This is a genomic window from Polynucleobacter sp. MWH-Braz-FAM2G, from assembly GCF_018687635.1.
Taxonomy (GTDB): Bacteria; Pseudomonadota; Gammaproteobacteria; order Burkholderiales; family Burkholderiaceae; genus Polynucleobacter.
Map to the genome: position 1 here is coordinate 638613 of NZ_CP061300.1, position 16252 is coordinate 654864.

At 43.8% G+C, this 16252-nt stretch carries 21 protein-coding genes; 9 read left to right on the plus strand and 12 right to left on the minus strand.

Going from position 1 to position 16252, the window contains the following annotated elements:
• Positions 1 to 2: 2 nt before the first annotated feature.
• The gene (locus FD973_RS03375; protein ID WP_215324225.1) at positions 3 to 887 is read right to left on the minus strand and encodes an NAD(P)H-hydrate dehydratase; all 885 of its coding nucleotides are present in this window, start codon (positions 885 to 887) and stop codon (positions 3 to 5) included.
• Positions 888 to 951: 64 nt separating this feature from the next.
• On the opposite strand from FD973_RS03375, the gene FD973_RS03380 reads away from it, so the two are divergent.
• Positions 952 to 2367 carry an MBL fold metallo-hydrolase RNA specificity domain-containing protein gene (locus FD973_RS03380; RefSeq protein ID WP_215324226.1) on the plus strand — a complete coding sequence of 472 codons (1416 nt, stop codon included), beginning with the start codon at positions 952 to 954 and terminating at the stop codon, positions 2365 to 2367.
• Between the two features lies 1 nt (position 2368).
• Here the strand turns inward: FD973_RS03380 and FD973_RS03385 are convergent, their stop codons facing one another.
• Together FD973_RS03385 and FD973_RS03390 are read right to left on the minus strand one after the other, a co-directional pair.
• Positions 2369 to 3187: an ABC transporter substrate-binding protein gene (locus FD973_RS03385; protein WP_371816869.1), complete on the minus strand. Its 819-nt coding sequence runs from the start codon at positions 3185 to 3187 to the stop codon at positions 2369 to 2371.
• A gap of 58 nt (positions 3188 to 3245) precedes the next feature.
• Positions 3246 to 3449 (minus strand): hypothetical protein, encoded by a 204-nt coding sequence (locus FD973_RS03390; protein WP_215324227.1) that lies wholly within the window; start codon positions 3447 to 3449, stop codon positions 3246 to 3248.
• Positions 3450 to 3614: 165 nt separating this feature from the next.
• On the opposite strand from FD973_RS03390, the gene FD973_RS03395 reads away from it, so the two are divergent.
• Genes FD973_RS03395 through FD973_RS03405 form a run of 3 tightly spaced genes read left to right on the plus strand, consistent with a single transcriptional unit; the run spans position 3615 to position 6233 of the window.
• Entirely contained in the window at positions 3615 to 4472 is an 858-nt protein-coding gene (locus tag FD973_RS03395; protein ID WP_215324228.1) for an LOG family protein, read from the plus strand.
• 28 nt (positions 4473 to 4500) lie between these two features.
• Positions 4501 to 5013, plus strand: coding sequence for a hypothetical protein (locus tag FD973_RS03400; protein WP_215324229.1), 513 nt, complete (start codon positions 4501 to 4503; stop codon positions 5011 to 5013).
• A 2-nt stretch (positions 5014 to 5015) separates the two neighbouring features.
• Positions 5016 to 6233: an aminoacetone oxidase family FAD-binding enzyme gene (locus FD973_RS03405; protein ID WP_215324230.1), complete on the plus strand. Its 1218-nt coding sequence runs from the start codon at positions 5016 to 5018 to the stop codon at positions 6231 to 6233.
• Positions 6234 to 6259: 26 nt separating this feature from the next.
• Here FD973_RS03405 and FD973_RS03410 read toward each other — a convergent pair whose 3' ends face one another.
• The gene (locus tag FD973_RS03410; RefSeq protein WP_215324231.1) at positions 6260 to 7021 is read right to left on the minus strand and encodes a TerC family protein; all 762 of its coding nucleotides are present in this window, start codon (positions 7019 to 7021) and stop codon (positions 6260 to 6262) included.
• A 63-nt stretch (positions 7022 to 7084) separates the two neighbouring features.
• On the opposite strand from FD973_RS03410, the gene FD973_RS03415 reads away from it, so the two are divergent.
• A complete protein-coding gene (locus tag FD973_RS03415) occupies positions 7085 to 8062 on the plus strand; it encodes a tripartite tricarboxylate transporter substrate binding protein (RefSeq protein ID WP_215324232.1) in 978 nt (325 codons plus the stop codon).
• Between the two features lie 14 nt (positions 8063 to 8076).
• Here the strand turns inward: FD973_RS03415 and FD973_RS03420 are convergent, their stop codons facing one another.
• Positions 8077 to 8466, minus strand: a complete 390-nt coding sequence (locus FD973_RS03420; protein ID WP_215324233.1) for a group II truncated hemoglobin — start codon at positions 8464 to 8466, stop codon at positions 8077 to 8079.
• Positions 8467 to 8581: 115 nt separating this feature from the next.
• Here FD973_RS03420 and FD973_RS03425 point away from each other — a divergent pair, with 115 nt between their 5' ends.
• A complete protein-coding gene (locus FD973_RS03425; protein WP_215324234.1) occupies positions 8582 to 9100 on the plus strand; it encodes a hypothetical protein in 519 nt (172 codons plus the stop codon).
• Positions 9101 to 9169: 69 nt separating this feature from the next.
• On the opposite strand, the gene FD973_RS03430 is transcribed toward FD973_RS03425, so the two are convergent.
• Both FD973_RS03430 and FD973_RS03435 read right to left on the minus strand, forming a co-directional pair.
• Positions 9170 to 9391, minus strand: coding sequence for a TIGR02450 family Trp-rich protein (locus tag FD973_RS03430; RefSeq protein ID WP_215324235.1), 222 nt, complete (start codon positions 9389 to 9391; stop codon positions 9170 to 9172).
• On the minus strand, positions 9392 to 9709 hold the full coding sequence (locus tag FD973_RS03435) for a hypothetical protein (protein WP_215324236.1): 318 nt from the start codon (positions 9707 to 9709) through the stop codon (positions 9392 to 9394).
• A gap of 132 nt (positions 9710 to 9841) precedes the next feature.
• Between FD973_RS03435 and FD973_RS03440 the strand changes: the two genes are divergently transcribed.
• Positions 9842 to 10891, plus strand: a complete 1050-nt coding sequence (locus FD973_RS03440; protein ID WP_215324237.1) for a fumarylacetoacetate hydrolase family protein — start codon at positions 9842 to 9844, stop codon at positions 10889 to 10891.
• A gap of 38 nt (positions 10892 to 10929) precedes the next feature.
• On the opposite strand, the gene FD973_RS03445 is transcribed toward FD973_RS03440, so the two are convergent.
• Positions 10930 to 12519, minus strand: a complete 1590-nt coding sequence (locus tag FD973_RS03445; protein ID WP_215324238.1) for a rhodanese homology domain-containing protein — start codon at positions 12517 to 12519, stop codon at positions 10930 to 10932.
• Between the two features lie 28 nt (positions 12520 to 12547).
• Positions 12548 to 13522 carry a tripartite tricarboxylate transporter substrate binding protein gene (locus FD973_RS03450; protein ID WP_215324239.1) on the minus strand — a complete coding sequence of 325 codons (975 nt, stop codon included), beginning with the start codon at positions 13520 to 13522 and terminating at the stop codon, positions 12548 to 12550.
• Positions 13523 to 13683: 161 nt separating this feature from the next.
• On the opposite strand from FD973_RS03450, the gene FD973_RS03455 reads away from it, so the two are divergent.
• Positions 13684 to 13872 (plus strand): hypothetical protein, encoded by a 189-nt coding sequence (locus FD973_RS03455; protein ID WP_028819023.1) that lies wholly within the window; start codon positions 13684 to 13686, stop codon positions 13870 to 13872.
• An 80-nt stretch (positions 13873 to 13952) separates the two neighbouring features.
• Here FD973_RS03455 and FD973_RS03460 read toward each other — a convergent pair whose 3' ends face one another.
• Positions 13953 to 14258: a DUF1330 domain-containing protein gene (locus FD973_RS03460; RefSeq protein ID WP_215324240.1), complete on the minus strand. Its 306-nt coding sequence runs from the start codon at positions 14256 to 14258 to the stop codon at positions 13953 to 13955.
• A gap of 63 nt (positions 14259 to 14321) precedes the next feature.
• Between FD973_RS03460 and FD973_RS03465 the strand changes: the two genes are divergently transcribed.
• On the plus strand, positions 14322 to 14594 hold the full coding sequence (locus FD973_RS03465) for a cupin (RefSeq protein WP_215324241.1): 273 nt from the start codon (positions 14322 to 14324) through the stop codon (positions 14592 to 14594).
• Here the strand turns inward: FD973_RS03465 and selD are convergent.
• Complete coding sequence (selD, locus tag FD973_RS03470) at positions 14586 to 15650, minus strand: selenide, water dikinase SelD (RefSeq protein ID WP_215324242.1); 1065 nt, start codon at positions 15648 to 15650, stop codon at positions 14586 to 14588. The two genes, FD973_RS03465 and selD, sit on opposite strands and share 9 nt — an antisense overlap.
• A gap of 34 nt (positions 15651 to 15684) precedes the next feature.
• Positions 15685 to 16230: a TlpA disulfide reductase family protein gene (locus FD973_RS03475; protein ID WP_215324243.1), complete on the minus strand. Its 546-nt coding sequence runs from the start codon at positions 16228 to 16230 to the stop codon at positions 15685 to 15687.
• Positions 16231 to 16252 lie beyond the last annotated feature (22 nt).

The following is a 16252-nucleotide window of genomic DNA, read 5'->3' on the forward strand; positions in this document are numbered from 1 at the left end:
ATTTATAACAGCTTATTCAGTAGTGCTCGCATCTCTAAAATATTTTCGGAGGGAGTAAGTCCAATCGGGCCTATACCCTTATTTACTAGACTATCTGCTGCGCTAGCATGGAGTTGAACGGCAATCCCAGTTGACTGCCATAGATCTAGATGATGACGTATGCCTTGGGCTGCAATAGCAGCAATGCTTCCGGTGAGCACATCACCCATGCCTCCAGTGCCCATGCCAGGGTTGCCAGCCATACATTGCTCTAGAGTATGGTGGGGGGAGAGGATTAGGGTGTGCTGTCCTTTAAGGACCACAATTGATTGTGTTAATACAACTAGTGCTTTGATAGCGCTCAAGCGATCAGATTGCACTTTTTCCGTTGAGCTCTTTAATAAATTTGCCGCTTCGCCAGGGTGAGGTGTGAGAACAGTGAGACCAGGAAATTTCTGGTTACGATTTATTAAAAGTTCAAGCAACTCACCAGATGCACTAATGAGATTTAAGGCGTCTGCATCAATCACCAATGGAATCTTGGGGAATGAAAGAGATGCACGTAAACATTCAATTGCGAGTTCTGATTTACCAAGACCTGGCCCAATCGCGATCACATCGGGTTGGGTAGTATTAATTACATCCAAAATATTGGGTGTAACAAGTTGAATCATGAGCTCGGGATGATCAGCATCTGCGTGAGCCGAAGCGGGGTCGAGCATTTCTAGAATGGTCCAGCCCGCACCCAAATGCAAACATGCATTTCCTGCAAGTAGTAGGGCGCCAGCCATACCAGTTGCTCCACCAATCAACATAACTTTGCCCGCATGACCTTTGTGTTCTGCAGGCGCGCGCTTTAAAAGTTTGACGAGGTCAAAGGTGTCTAGAGTCTTAGCTTGGGAATTCATTTCAGTAGTATCGCTCTGATTGCTGGGGGCTTGAGCAAATTATAGGAAAGAGTATGCTGAACACATGAAGATCCAATTTCTTGGTGCGGCAGGAGAAGTAACAGGCTCTAGACATTCCATGGAGGTAACTCTCGCGGGAAAGGTCAGGCATTTTATGGTTGATTATGGAATGTTCCAAGGGGGACGTGAAGCAACCAATAAGAATCTAGAGTCTTTGCCCTTCTCGCCAAAAGAGCTTGATTTTGTGGTTTTGACCCATGCTCATATTGACCATAGCGGTCTTCTGCCGCGATTGTGTGCTCAGGGGTTTGATGGACCCATTTACTGCACACCTGCAACTTATGAGTTACTAAAAATTCTCTTGCTTGATAGCGCTCATTTACAACGTGCTGATGTAGAGAGGGCTGAGAGAAAACAAAAGGCTGGGAAGTGGCGCGGAGAACTGCCGGTTGCTTTGTATTCTAGGGAAGAAGTAGAGGTGACCCTGACTCGATTTGAAGTGGTGGAGTATGGAAAGCGAATTGAGTTAGTACCAGGCATCCATTTGGAGTTTCGGAATGCGGGGCACATATTAGGATCTGCGATAGCAGTTATGGATATCGCTGAAGACGGTTCTCAATCAAAACGATGTGTCTTTTCTGGGGACATTGGTATGAAAGGCAAGGTTTTAATGCCCGACCCTGATTTAGTTAAAAGTGCTGATGTCGTTGTGGTGGAATCAACTTATGGTGATCGATTGCATCGCAGTCTGCAGGAGACAGAGGATGAATTGGTTGAAGTAATCGTTTCAACCATGGATGCTCATGGCAATGTGGTAATGCCTGCATTTGCGGTAGGACGCACACAAGAAATATTATTTTTATTAATTGATCTGGTGAGAAGAAAACGACTACCGCATTTGAGTATTTGGGTCGACTCACCTATGGCTACTGCAGCCACGCATTTGACTCAGCATTTTTTTAAAGAGTTAGATGGCCAATCTCAAGTCACTTTTGAATGGTACAAACAAAACCCGAATGCAGTAGATCTTCGTTTTATTGCTGATGTAGAAGAGTCTAAAGCGCTCAATAAGGTTAAAGGTGGCGCTATTATTATTTCAGCGAGCGGCATGTGTGATGCGGGGCGTATTGTTCATCACCTAGAAGCAAACTTGCCACGCGCTCAAAATGCCATTGTGATCACAGGCTTTCAGGCTTATGGCAGTCTAGGTAGGCGTTTGGTGGATAAGGCTCGCAAAGTTCGTTTATTTGGCGAAGAGGTGGCCGTGAGGGCCTCCATTCATACTATTGGCGGTTTATCTGCTCATGCTGATCAGGCTGGTTTGCTAGAGTGGTTGAGGGGATTTGAGCAAGCCCCAAAAACAGTCTTTGTAGTGCATGGTGAACCTGAGTCATCATCGGTCTTGGCTGAAAGCATTCGGCAGGAGTTGCATTGGAAAAATGTCATCATCCCTGAGCGTTTACATACCTACCAATGTTAATTTAATCAGCTACTTTTGCACCTTGAATGTTGTGACGTTTCATACTGTCAGCCACAAATCCAGATTGTTTTAATTCGGCGATGACATTACTCAGATATGAGTTTGTGTTTTCATAATTGGACCTAGCTTTTGGAATGCCAATGGCTTGGTGGATCACCATAAATCTGCCTGGAAGCATGCGTAAACCTTCATAGCGTTTCGCATCGCTTTCTAATTGCTGCTTAACGCCAGCTGCCACACTGCCTTTGCCAGACATAAAGTCGTCCACAACCGCTTGTGAACTAGCGGCCCTTAGCAGGGAGGCATGCTTGATTTCTCTTGTGAGATAGAGGTCATAGGCACTTCCTTTGCCAACCACGATCTCTGTGCCAGCAACATCTACCTCTTCATTAACCTGAATTGGTGAGGCTGATTTAACCATGTAAGCCCCCTCAATTTGAATATAAGCTGGCGTATAACTAATGTCGGCACCTCGTACTGGATCGATTGCTACAAATACTAAATCGATATTTCCGGATTTAACCGCATCCACAGTGGCGCCCGCGGTTTTAAAAGGAATGAGCTCTACTGGCAATTGAATGCGTTTACCAATTTCATTTGCAATATCAATAGTTACACCGAACAAATGCTTTGTATTGGGATCTTCGTTGGCAAGAATTGGATTTCCTAGGTTGATGCCTACACGCAATGTGCCAGTTGGAGCAAAAGAAGTAAGAGAAGTAGAGTCTAGAGTTTTCATGTCTTTAAAGGATTGGCTAAAGGCAATTTGAGCTGTGCACAAAAGAGCCAAAGTGGTAGCTAAAGAAAATAATAACTTCATCAAATTGATGATATAAAAAAACCGCGGCGGACCGCGGTTTTATGTGCAAAAGAAGTAATTACTTCTTAGCGTCAGCTGCAGGAGCTGCCGCTGGTGCTGCTGGAGCAGCTGCAGGAGCATCTTTTTTGGCTTCTTCTACATGAGTTGCTTCAGCGCCATGCTTTTCGCCGCCCATATCAATGTCGCCATCACCCTTGAGGAGTAAATAGGCTGTGGCACCAATTAATGCCAGAACGATGATGATAAGAGAACGGTTACTCATTGCTTTTCCTTCGATTTGGTTGAAATTCCATCAATATTAACTCGGGATGGGCGCTGGGTAAATCCCAAATAAGCTCAGAACCCCATATCCTAGTGAGAAATAGGTATTAACACTTATTCAAAGTGCAGGTTAAGATCTCTCTATAGATAGCTTAAAGGTCGCAATATGAGTTCCAAACTCCCCGTTAATAATGCGCAAACAATCACCGAGTTTTTAAATCTTCATAGAAACCAGCTTTCTGAAGAAGATTCTGATGATTCTTATAAATTTGCGTTTGATGACGAAGCTTTTTTGTCGCGCAGAGAAACGATCGGAATTCGTTTCGAGCTAGAGCTTCTGAAGCCTGAAATACTTTTAAAAGAACATGGGATTGATCACACCATTACGGTCTTTGGATCAACTCGCTTTGTAAGTCGCGAGCATGCTCTTGATTTGGAAAAGAAGGCGACCACCCCCGAAGCTCTTGCGCTTGCTAAAAAGGCTCTTCTACATAGCAAGTATTACGAATCCGCAAAGGAATTCGGCTCTCTAGTAGCGCAATACAACGCTACTCAAGCAAGCGATGCTGACAAGCTACGGATTTGTACAGGAGGTGGCCCAGGAATCATGGAGGCAGCGAATCGCGGCGCCTTTGAAGCGGGCGATAAAACGATTGGTTTTAATATCAGCCTTCCTAGAGAACAGCATCCCAATCCTTATATCAGTCCAGGCTTAAGTTTTCGCTTTCATTATTTTGCGCTGCGGAAGATGCACTTTATGTTGCGTGCTAGAGCAATCGTCGCCTACCCTGGAGGTTTTGGCTCTTTTGATGAGTTATTTGAAGTTTTGACCCTAATACAGACCAAGAAAGTGGTGCCTATTCCTGTGATATTAGTAGGTATTGATTATTGGAATGAAATGGTGAACTTCAAACATATGGTCGAATTCGGGGTTATAGATCAAGAAGATATGCAATCTATTCATTTTGTAGAAACTGCTCAAGAGGCATGGCAGATTATTCAGAACTGGTATCAACTGAGCTGAAGTTAGGCGCGTCTGTAAAATCAATGCAATGAACCCAGCAAATACATCGCTCATAACCTCATTGGATCTACCAGGCTATTTGATTGGTGGCGCCATGCTCTTATTGGTAATGGTCTTTCATGGAATGGTTCTGCTGCAAATTGCAAAACGCTATGAGGTAAAGACGTTTCTCTATTTATCGGAGAAAAAGTACTCAGCTGTCGCCCTTTGTTTTTATGTCAGCGTGTTCTATTTATTTTTGACGCATATTGCTGAAATATTCATTTGGGGTATTGCCTTATGCTCATTCAATTTAATTTCTGGATTGGGTCAAAGTATTTTGTTCAGTGGCAGCACCTATACTGCCATGGGATTTATGGAAGATATTCTTCCTGAGGGCTGGAAGATGTTGGCAGTCATTATTGCTTTCTCGGGAATGTTTTCATTTGCTTGGACTGCCTCGGTAATGATTTCAATGACCAAGAATTTTCGTCAAGCCTATACCAAGTTACATATGAGAAAACTCAATATCTCATCCGACATCATTGATCGCTTTGAGTAAGTATGAGTAAAACTTGGGATGCCATCATCATCGGTGGTGGAGCTGCGGGTCTATTTTGTGCGGGTGTTGCGGGCCAGCTTGGAAAAAAAATTCTAGTGCTTGATCATGCTGAAATCTTAGGTGAAAAGATTCGTATTAGCGGTGGTGGGCGATGTAATTTCACTAATTTGCATACCAGCCCCGCCAATTTTTTATCTCTTAATCAGCATTTTGTGAAAAGTGCTTTGGCTCGTTATCCCTCAGCTGAGTTCATCAAATTGGTAATGGCTCATGGGATTGATTTTCATGAGAAGCATCAAGGTCAATTGTTTTGTGATGATTCAGCAAAGCAAATCATTGAATTGCTTTTTGCGGAGTGCGCAAAAGGTAAGGTCAGTATTCGCAATCCAGTTACCGTCACATCGATTCAGAAGGAAGGTAATCTATGGGCCGTTTCTACGAATAATGGTACTGAAAAATCCAAAACTGTTGTGATGGCAACAGGAGGTTTGCCGGTTCCTGCGATCGGTGCTACTGCCTATTCATTGGATATAGCCAAGCAGTTTGGTCTGAATGTGATTGCCCCAAGGCCTGCCCTAGTACCACTTTCCTTTACCGCGGAAACTTTTGGAAATTTGAATGATTTGGCTGGCTTAAGTATCCCAGTCAGAATTGCCGCTGGCTCTAAAGGCAGGCGCTATGGTGCTTGCAGGTTTAATGAAGATCTATTGCTCACTCATAAAGGTTTATCTGGTCCAGCAGTGCTTCAGGCAAGCAGCTATTGGGAGGAAGGTGAACCGATACATATTGATTGGCTGGGAGCCATTGAGCGACCAGACGGCTTTAACTGCGATGAGCTTTTCAATAAGGAAGAGAATCGACTTAAACATGCTGAAACCATTTTGTCGGCAGTATTCCCGCAACGTTTAGCCAAAGCTTTTGCTGATCAAAGAAACTTAACAGGTCGTAAATGGGCTGAAGTATCCAAAAAGGATCGACAAGCGCTTAAAGAACTCATCACGAACTGGTCAGTCAAGCCAGCAGGCACTCTGGGGTGGAAAAAGGCCGAGGTAATGTTGGGTGGAGTGGACACTAAAGACCTAGATAGTCAGACAATGATGTCCCGTCAAAACCCAGGATTATTTTTTATCGGGGAATGTGTGGATGTTACAGGCCATCTCGGTGGTCACAATTTTCAGTGGGCTTGGGCAAGTGGCTTTGCTTGCGCGCAGGCCTTATAAAGATACGCTACTGAAAATCGAAGTTATTAGCCTATCCGTTTTTTCTTCTCACGTGAGCGAATATTTAAGAGTTCAACTGTTAATGAGAACGCCATGGCTACGTAGACATACCCCTTAGGAATGTGAAGCCCCATTCCTTCGGCAATCAGAACTACACCCACAACAGTTAAAAAGGATAGAGCGAGTACTTTAATCGAGGGATGGCGCTGAACAAAGTCGCCGATCGGCTTTGCTGCAATGAGCATAATCAAAACTGAGGCGAGAACTGCAGCAATCATCACGCTAATTTGATCAACCATGCCAACAGCAGTAATCACGCTGTCCAAAGAAAAGATGATGTCTAGCAAACCAATTTGCAAAACCGAGCCAATAAATAGGGTAAACATTGATTTTGCACGCTCCTTCTTATCAGCGACCCCTATCTCTTCGTGATGATCTCGAGCCTCTACTTCTATATAGATTTCTTTTGAGGCCTTCCAGATCAGAAAGAAACCTCCAAGCAATAGGATTAGGTCTCTGCCGCTAATTGAATGTTCTATCACAGTAAAAAGCGGAGTGGTTAAACCCATTACCCAAGATAGACTTAGCAATAAAAGGATGCGGGTTACTAGGGCGAAGATCAGACCAAAGCGTCGTACTTTTTCTCGAATCTCTGCAGGTAGTCGGTTAGCGATAACGCTAATGAAAATGATGTTGTCGATGCCTAGAATAATTTCTAGGGCAGAGAGTGTTAGAAAAGCGATCCAGGCATTGGGGTCGCTTATTAACTGCATAAAGCTTTCGATCATGATTTGCTTTGCTGAGAGAGTCTTGGGGTAAAGTGTATCCAAGTGCATTCAATATTGCGGATTATGACTAAGCCCACACAATTCATCAGGATATTGCTGCTTAGTGCAGCGGTATTTTTGACAATTAATTCAGTGAGAGCCGCATTTCCTGAGAAACCAATCAAGATCATTATTGGTTTTCCTGCGGGAGGTCCTTTGGATGCTCATATTCGACTTCTAGTAGACAAGCTTCAGTCTTCTTTGGGGCAGCCCGTCATCATTGATTACAAAGCTGGGGCAGGGGGTGCAGTTGGGGCTCAGTTTGTGATGCAATCTCCGCCTGATGGTTATACATTGTTATTGGCAAACACTGGAACAATGGTTATTAATCCAGCGATTTATACCAAGTCACCTTATGACACCTTAAAAGATTTTCAACCTATTGCGAGAACTGCTCAGCAACCATTGGTGTTAATTGTGAATCAAGATGTTCCCGCAAATTCCTTGCGAGAATTTATTGCTTACGCAAAAGCAAACCCTGGTAAGTTGAATTACGGATCCGCAGGTAATGGTGGCATTTCTCATTTGGTGCCGGAGATGCTCAAGAGTGAAACTGGGATATTCATGGTGCACATTCCTTTTAAAGGGAGTGCACCTGCTTTCACTGATTTGATCGCAGGTCATGTGCAATTTATGGCAGAGTCTGTTCCTCAAGCCGCTAACTATGCTAAACAAGGTAAAGTCAAGGCGCTTGCCGTCACTAGCGCAAAGCGCAATCCTGCTTTGCCCAATACGCCAACTGTCATTGAAACTGGTGTGGCTAATTTAGATGTTGTAGGTTTCTATGGAATTTTGGCTCCAAAAGGAACGCCCCCCGAAGCAGTAAACAAACTTAGTAGCGCATTTAAAGAAACGCTTGAGTCGCAGGATGTGCAAAAAAAGATGATCGATCAGGGGGCTGATCCCGCCTATTTAAATGCAGATCAATTTACCAAGTTTCTTGCTCAAGAAATGCCTCGTTGGGCAAAAGCAGTTAAACAAGCGGGTGCAAAGCTCGACTAATCACTATTGGTTAATTAGTTCGGCTGATTTCTCATCCAATCTGCTGTATTGAAAAATGATTCCTCTAATTGCTTTGCGACATTCCCAGATATTCCACAATCCTCAAGGGCTTTGTACATGCAGGCCAACCATTGATCTCGCTCTTTTAGGCCAATCTTGAAAGGTAAGTGACGTGCCCTCAACATAGGGTGCCCATATTTGGGGGAATAGATATCTGGACCCCCCATCCAACCAGTAAGGAAAAATTTGAGTTTTTCTCTTGAACCAGAAAGGTCTTGAGGGTGCATGACGCGTAAATCATTAAAAATTGGCTCTAAAGCCATTAAATCGTAGAAACGATCGACTAATTCATCGATTTTATCGATGCCCCCAATGGCGTCATAAATAGATTGTCGTTCCGTCATATTGTCATTTTAATGCCTTAAATTGGGGGAATTGGCAGTATGCCAATTTCGGTATAGAGTTGAACATGGAAGCCTAGTTAATCCTAAATTAACCTTATTTATCAGGAGAGTTGTGATGGACGCAAAAGATCTTCAAAAATGGCAACAAGAGAAGGCCAAGGAATTATTTGATTACTCGCATAAATTATTGGATGCAGCAAAACAATTAAGTGAGCACCACATTGCCGAGATGGAGTGGGGCATGAAAAATGCTCTTGATAGCGCTAAGTCCGCAGCTAAAAACGATCTAGAGAAATTAAAAGCATTGCAAGAAGAAGCTGCTAAAGAAGCTGCTAAGCGTGCTGCTGTTTATCAAAAGAAAGTCAAATCAGTATTAAAAGATATTGGTGAGAGTGCTGCTGATGAAACAGAAAAGCATCTTGAGAAAGTTCGTAGTTCTTTAGTAGGCTGGTTGGAAGATGCGGAGAATAAATTACCATCTCATGCTGACAAGCTCTCCAAAGTGGTAAATGAAATGTCCACCACAGGTCAGAAGATGTTTAAGGAAGGACGTCGTATAGTCAATCAAGTAGCAGATGCTGCCGAAAAGAATCTCGATGACTTAGTTAAGAAATCCTCTGGCTCTAAAAAGTAGACTGATTCGCCTAGTTTTTCTTCTTAGTGTTGGATATTTAAAAAAACCGCCTCAAAATAGAGGCGGTTTTTATTTCCAGCCCTGCAGCCATAACTCGCTATTGCTTAGATCACGCCATGCAATGAGCGTAGTTTTTTTGGAGTAGACCGCTTCAATTTCCACAAACTCAATTTTTTCGTTAGGGGGCTCTGGAAGAATAACCTTGCTGACCAAAAAATGCTTTTGCTTGGCAATTGGTTTTACTGCCGTCCATTTAGTAAGGAGTAATTTCTTGGGACTTAGTCTATTCATTTATAAGGCGCTGCACTGATATTCTTGACCTTTGCTCTGAAGCAATCCTGAGGCAGGAGTAAAGATGGTGCTCGATTGATTAATCTGAGCTGGGCACTGAAGATCAAAGTAGCTGAGATTCCCAAGGCTACCGCAGTAATCCAATCTACTATCTTTAAATTCCATTTTGGCTTTGCGAAGAACCATGGGAATCTTAGATTCAGAGGAGGAGTTGCAGCTCCAACTGGTATAGGTTTCTCGTTCGCAGGCGCAGAGCCCAAGCAGGATGGTGAAGCAGGCTATCAGGCGAATAGGAGGAAGTTTTCCAATCGGGCGCATGAGCTAAGGATAGTGAGTTTTCCATAATTCTGCCCAAGATAGAGTTTTGGTATTAATATTTACAACAGATTCTTCGGGAAATACGCCTTCAGAATAAAGTAAGTAACTAAAACAAAAATACAAGGAGATGCTGTGGATACAAATCGGAGAGATGCGCTTAAATTTGGTGCGTCCGCTGCCATGAGTAGCATGTTAATTTCTAATGCAATTGCTGCTTCAGAAGATCAACCAAAAATTGTAGTTGAGCCTCTAACTGGGAAGGCTGGCTTTAGAGTCGCGAATTATTTGCCAAAAATGGGTGCGACCTCCAGGTTGGGTTTGGTAACAAATGATGGCATGGTGGTCGATATTCCAGCCGAAGCGGCACGCCAAAAAGTAAAACTCTCCTTTGATCCAAGCTCAATGATTTCATTAGCGGGCTCAGGCAACCAGGGGTTAATGGAGTTAGCGGTAATATTTAAAGGCCGAGGCAATAATTTAGCCAATGTGAATCAGGTGATTTTGCTGTCACCGATTCCTAAACCGCAAAGCAATATTTACTGTGTGGGCTGGAATTATCTTGACCATTTTGATGAAGGCAAAGATAGGCGTGCTGATCAAGGCGTGAAGGAATATCCAAAAGTTCCCGTTCTGTTTACTAAAGGTACCCAGACCATGAATGGTCCATTTGATCCCATTCCCTATGATGGTAGCTATTCCACCATGATTGATTGGGAGGCTGAGCTGGCCGTAGTTATTGGTAAAAAGGGTAAGAATATTTCCGAAGAGAATGCGATGGATTATGTCTTTGGCTATTCCGCTTATAACGACACAACCGCGCGCGACGTACAGCAGAAGCGCCATTCTGGTCAATGGTTTAAAGGAAAGAGCTTGGATGGACATGGGCCTATGGGGCCATGGATTGTGACAGCAGGAGGCGTCAATCTGGATGACACTCGCATCATCTGCCGTGTCAATGGCGTTGAGAAGCAAAACGCCAGTTACAGGCAGATGTATTTCAAGATCCCAGTAGTGATTGCCGAGCTATCGCGGAGTCTAACGTTATTGCCAGGCGACATTATTGCCACTGGTACACCTTCTGGAGTGGGTTATAGCAGAAAGCCACCGGAGTTTTTGAAGCCTGGCGATATGATGGAAACCGAAATCACTGGTGTTGGCATCATTCGCAATAAAATTGTTTAATTCAGTAATCTAATGCAGCGGCAAGGATGAATTGTTATTTATAGAACCCAGAAGTGATGGGTTCCATCCTTGCCAAGTTGCTCAACTAAACCAAATTCCCAATCGAGGTAAGCCTGCATCGCTGCGGGGTCGACATTAGTGCCCTCATAAGGACGCTTATAACGGTCTAATGGAGGTGAGGCTAAATGAGTTGGGCCTTTCTCAAGCTCTAGACCTGACTTAATCCATGCATTATTTCCGCCTTCCAAAACAAGTACTTCAGCTTTAGTGAGTGCTTGTAATTCTTTAGCGGCAAAAAGGCTCAATTCTGATGGCGAGCTGGTAATAATGTAACGGTCGACCTGAGGAATTTTTTTGATTGCTTGGGAAAGTTCTGATCGCAAGGCATACCAACTGCCAGGGATATGTCCTTTTACATAATTTGCATGCGTGCTGAAATCAATCGCAATCGTATTGCTATCTGTTTTGAGCCAATGAGAAACCGTAAGCGCATCTATGCTCTCTACTTTTGGTAAGGGTGGTAAAGGTGTTTGCCAAATCCCTTTTTCGGTGAGATCAGCAATCTTGACTCCGTCTAGAACATATATATCCCATGCCATTTGTGCTAACCAAGATGCTGGCATGTTTGCTCTTACGCCGCGACCGCTTGGATCTACTAAAACTACTCGAGCGCCACGTACCGGAGCCACCATCTCGGTTTCTTGAACTAGCTGTCCACCAGGTACCGACCTGAAACCTGGAAGATGGCCTGCTTCAAATTCTTCCGGGGTGCGAGTATCGAAAAAGTAGGTAGTGCGATCGGATTGTGTTTTCCAGTTTTGAATATCTTCCAGACTGGCGCGTTTCACGCCGGCTTTATCTGCGACGCTACGAGCACGCTGTGCAGCATCATTTTTTGTGTCTTCACTCACTTCCTGAAATTTTCTGCTTTGACCTTTATCAAGTGCTTGTCCCGCTAAGGTCCAGCCTATCGTGCCATTACGTAGTGCATTTACTTCATTGGGAATGCCTGCATTAATTAATGATTGTGTGCCAATAATGCTACGTGTTCTGCCAGCACAGTTAACGATGACTTTCGTTTTTGGATTTGGCGCTAACTCGGGTAGGCGTAAAACAAGCTCTGCTCCAGGCACGCTGATGCCAGTAGGAATGCTCATTGTGTTGTACTCGTCGAAGCGACGCACATCTACAACTACAACATCTTCTTTGCTATCGATTAATTGTTTTACTTCTTGGGCAGATAAAGAGGGGGTGTGTCGTTTGGCTTCAACAAGTTCGCCAAAAGATTTACTTGGAACGTTCACATCTTTAAATAATTCGCCGCCTGCTGCTTTCCAGCCTTGCACGCCGCCTTCATATACCGATACATCGGTATAGCCTAGATTGACTAAGCGTTGCGCAGCTAATAGTGCAAATCCTTCGCCATCATCGAGTGTGACTATGGGCACATTCTTCTTTGGTAACTTCGCAAAAGCATCAATCTCGATTCTAGAAAGAGGTAGATTCGCTGCGAACAGGGGATGCTCTTGGGCGTGAGGATCTTCTTCGCGTACGTCTAAAAATGCAATCTCTTCTTTATTGAGAAGTTTATTTCTTACAAATAAATAGTCTTTGGTCTGAATGGTCATACTGTCTCTTATTAATTTAATTTTTTTATTAGTCCAACTTGGCGCCTGATTTTTTTACTACCTCGCCCCAGCGCGTTACCTCTTGATTGATATAGGCCGCCAATTCAGCACGAGTCATTTTGGGAACTGTAGCCCCCATAGATGCCCAACGTTCTTTGATATCGGGTGAGGCGAGAGCAACCTGCACTTCGGAGCTCATTTTATCGATAATGTCTTTAGGGGTGCCTTTGATTGCCCACATCGCATACCAGCTATTGACGATGAAATTAGAAATACCAAGTTCTTGAGCTGTTGGCACATTTGGAAATGCATCCACTCTTTTTGATGTGGCTACCGCTACTGCAATGAGTTGGCCATTTTTAATAAATGGAGCTGCGCCCGCTAAGGTATCAAACATCATATCGACTTGACCAGCGACTAAATCCTGTAAAGCTGGTCCTGTACCTCGGTAGGGAATGTGGGTAATGAATAATTTATTTTGTAATTTAAATAATTCACCGGTGAGATGTTGTGAAGTGCCATTACCAGTAGATGCGTAATTATATTTACCAGGATGTTTACGAATTTCCTCCATGATGGATTTCAAATCATTTTTAGGAAATTTATTGGGATTGACAACAATGACATGAGGTACGCTGCCTATGATGGCGATAGGCTCAAAGTCCTTGGTGATGTCATATGACAAATTGGTATACATGCTTGGTGCAATGGAGTGATGTACAGCACCAAGAAGCCAGGTATAGCCATCGGGAGCCATTTTTGCTGCAACTGCAGCACCGAGGGTGCCCCCAGCACCCCCACGGTTGTCGACCACAATGGAGTCATTTAGCTGGGTGGAGAGCTGTTTGGCCAGAGGGCGTCCAAAAGCGTCTACAGCGCCACCAGGAGGGAAGGGATTAATAAAGGTAATGGGCTTGCCGGAAGTAGGCCAAGCACTATTTTGGGCATTGGCTGATAGCCCAAACAGGCTGATAAGCGCTAATAAAAGGATTTTTTTCAGCATTTTGGTGTCCCCAAGTAATTTTTTTGGCTAATAAGGCTATTTTGTCCGAACCCTAGGATATAGGAGTTATCCCTGATTTAGGGGTCGATTTTCTATGGATTTTATAGGGATATACTGACTTGGCTGTCGGTATGAATAATTCATTGTTAATAGGAGACAAGATGTCACAACACGATACATTATTGGCTGCGTTTGAAACATATAAAGCTGAGAACGAAAAGTTTATTGAAAAAGGTATTAAGGCATCTGCAGCGCGCGCACGTAAAGCATTGCAAGAAATTGCAGGCGCATGCAAAGAACGTCGTAAAGAAATTACTGCTGCAAAAGAGGCGATGGAAGCTAAGAAATAATTCTTACTCTTTACTAATTGATAGGCCTAGCTTTTACAGCTAGGCTTTTTTCTTTTAAGACTTCAATTAGAAAACCTAATCTAGGTAGAGATGCCAAATAGGGTCAGCTTCATAGCTTGATTCCGAATCGGCACTAGAGCTTGGTACTCAGGGCTATTGGCCCAAGCATGCGCACTTTGAGCGTTTGGAAATTCAAGTTCCACATAGGCGGTAAAAGGGGCGATTTCTAACTCATTCCAGAAAATTTCGGTAATAGTCCCTCGACTTTGGATTGTCCCTTGGTATTTTTCTACCGTTTGCCCAACTTGTCTACGGTATTCATCAAAGGCATTGTGGTCCTGCAATTGAATAAGGCCAATCACTTTAGTTGTCTTATAAGTCGTCATATATCTTTTGCATCCTTATTCATGCTTGATGTGAGCAGTTTATAGCTAGGCTATAGTTTAGGTATGAATACCGAGCAATTTCTGCAGTTACTTCAGGAGGAGGGATTTCCTGAGCCAGTAGAAGTTCAACAAATTCCTAATGGATGTTTGGGAATACACACCCATCCTTTTGAGGTGAAGGCCTTGGTAACCAAAGGGAGTATCCAAATACTTCTAGGTGCACAGGCCACCAACTATCAAGTTGGAGAGATGTTCCAGTTAGCCTTTGAGCAAGCTCATGCAGAATCTTATGGCCCCGAAGGGGTAATTTATCTTGCCTCTAGAAGATCAGTTTGAGATCACTAGAGACTTGTCTTGACGCTTGCTCATTTGACCAATAACGCGAGCACCCAAGAAGTGATGTTGATTAAAAATGTCTAGCACTTGTTTCACACTATCAGAACTGCAAGACACCAACAAGCCACCGCTCGTTTGTGGATCAGTTAATAGAGCACGTTGAGCTGGTGTGAAGTTTTCTGGTAGTCCCACTTCATTGCCATAACTCAGCCAATTACGTTCTGAAGCGCCGGTAATGACTCCGTCGTCAGCTAAGGCTTGTACGTTGGAGAGAAGGGGGACTTGGCTCCAGTCAATATGGGCAGTACAGTGGGAGCCTCGCGCTAATTCAAGTGTATGACCAGCTAAACCAAATCCCGTGACATCGGTTAATGCGTGTACTCCCGTCAGTTTGGCTAAATCAGGGCCTGCCGTATTTAACTTGGTGGTGTTGGAAATCATTTCACGATAGCCATCAGAACCTAATAGATCCTTTTTGAGGGCTGCTGATAAAACTCCGACACCTAGTGGTTTTCCTAGAATGAGTACATCGCCAGGTTGGGCGCTTGCATTGCTTTTAACGCGTTTAGGATCAACGAGCCCTATCGCCACTAAACCATAAATTGGCTCTACAGAATCAATCGTGTGGCCACCAGCAATCGGTATACCTGCACTACGACAAGTTTCTGCCCCGCCTTCTAAAATTCGGGCGATAGTTTTATTTGAGAGCACCTTAATTGGCATTCCAACTAATGCAAGCGCAAACAACGGTGTTCCACCCATTGCATAAATATCACTAATCGCATTGGTTGCTGCAATTTTTCCAAAGTCAAATGGATCATCGACGATCGGCATGAAAAAATCTGTGGTTGCTACTATGGCTTGCGACTCGTTAATTTGATAAACGGCAGCATCATCAGAGGTTTCTATGCCGATGAGTAATTCCTTTGGAAATGGCAATTGCGGAACATCTTTCAGAATTTCAGAAAGCACGCCAGGTGCAATTTTGCAGCCACAACCCCCACCATGCGAGAGGGAGGTAAGGCGTGGTTCGGTATTGAGATTTTGTGTGTTCATATAACGAGAGTATCAGAAGCGGGAAGATGTGAACTTATTGACGCAAAAGAACTTCTATTCTCCCTTTAACTTCGTTGCTATCAATATTTTCGATTGCCCCAATCCAAACACCTTCAATTTTTCCGCTTTTGCTAACAAGAAAGGTAGTTGGTAAGCCACGAGCCTTCCAGGATTTATAAGTTGTACTATTGCGATCGAGCAATATTTCAATGCTATTTTCAGAGAACCCATTGCCCTTTAGAAACTGCATGATACGTGGCTTCATTTCAGCCAGATTTACCGCTAAAACAACCAAACCTTTGGCACTATAATTTTCTTGAAGTTGACTGAGCTCTTCAAACTCTTCGCGACACGGTTCACACCAACTCGCCCAAAAATTGACGACTACCACTTTGCCCTTGAAATTTGCAATATCAATTGATTTACCAGCAAGGTTATTTAGTTGGAGTGGGGGAGCGTTAGGGGAGAGCCCTAGTTGCGCCGGCGGACGCCACTCAGCGTGAGCTGAAAAACACATGAGCGCTAGCAAAGAAAAAGCCAGCGCAAGAGTAAGTTCTCTGGCTGGCTTATTGATAGGCATCGTCCTGAAACTTCTAAATGAC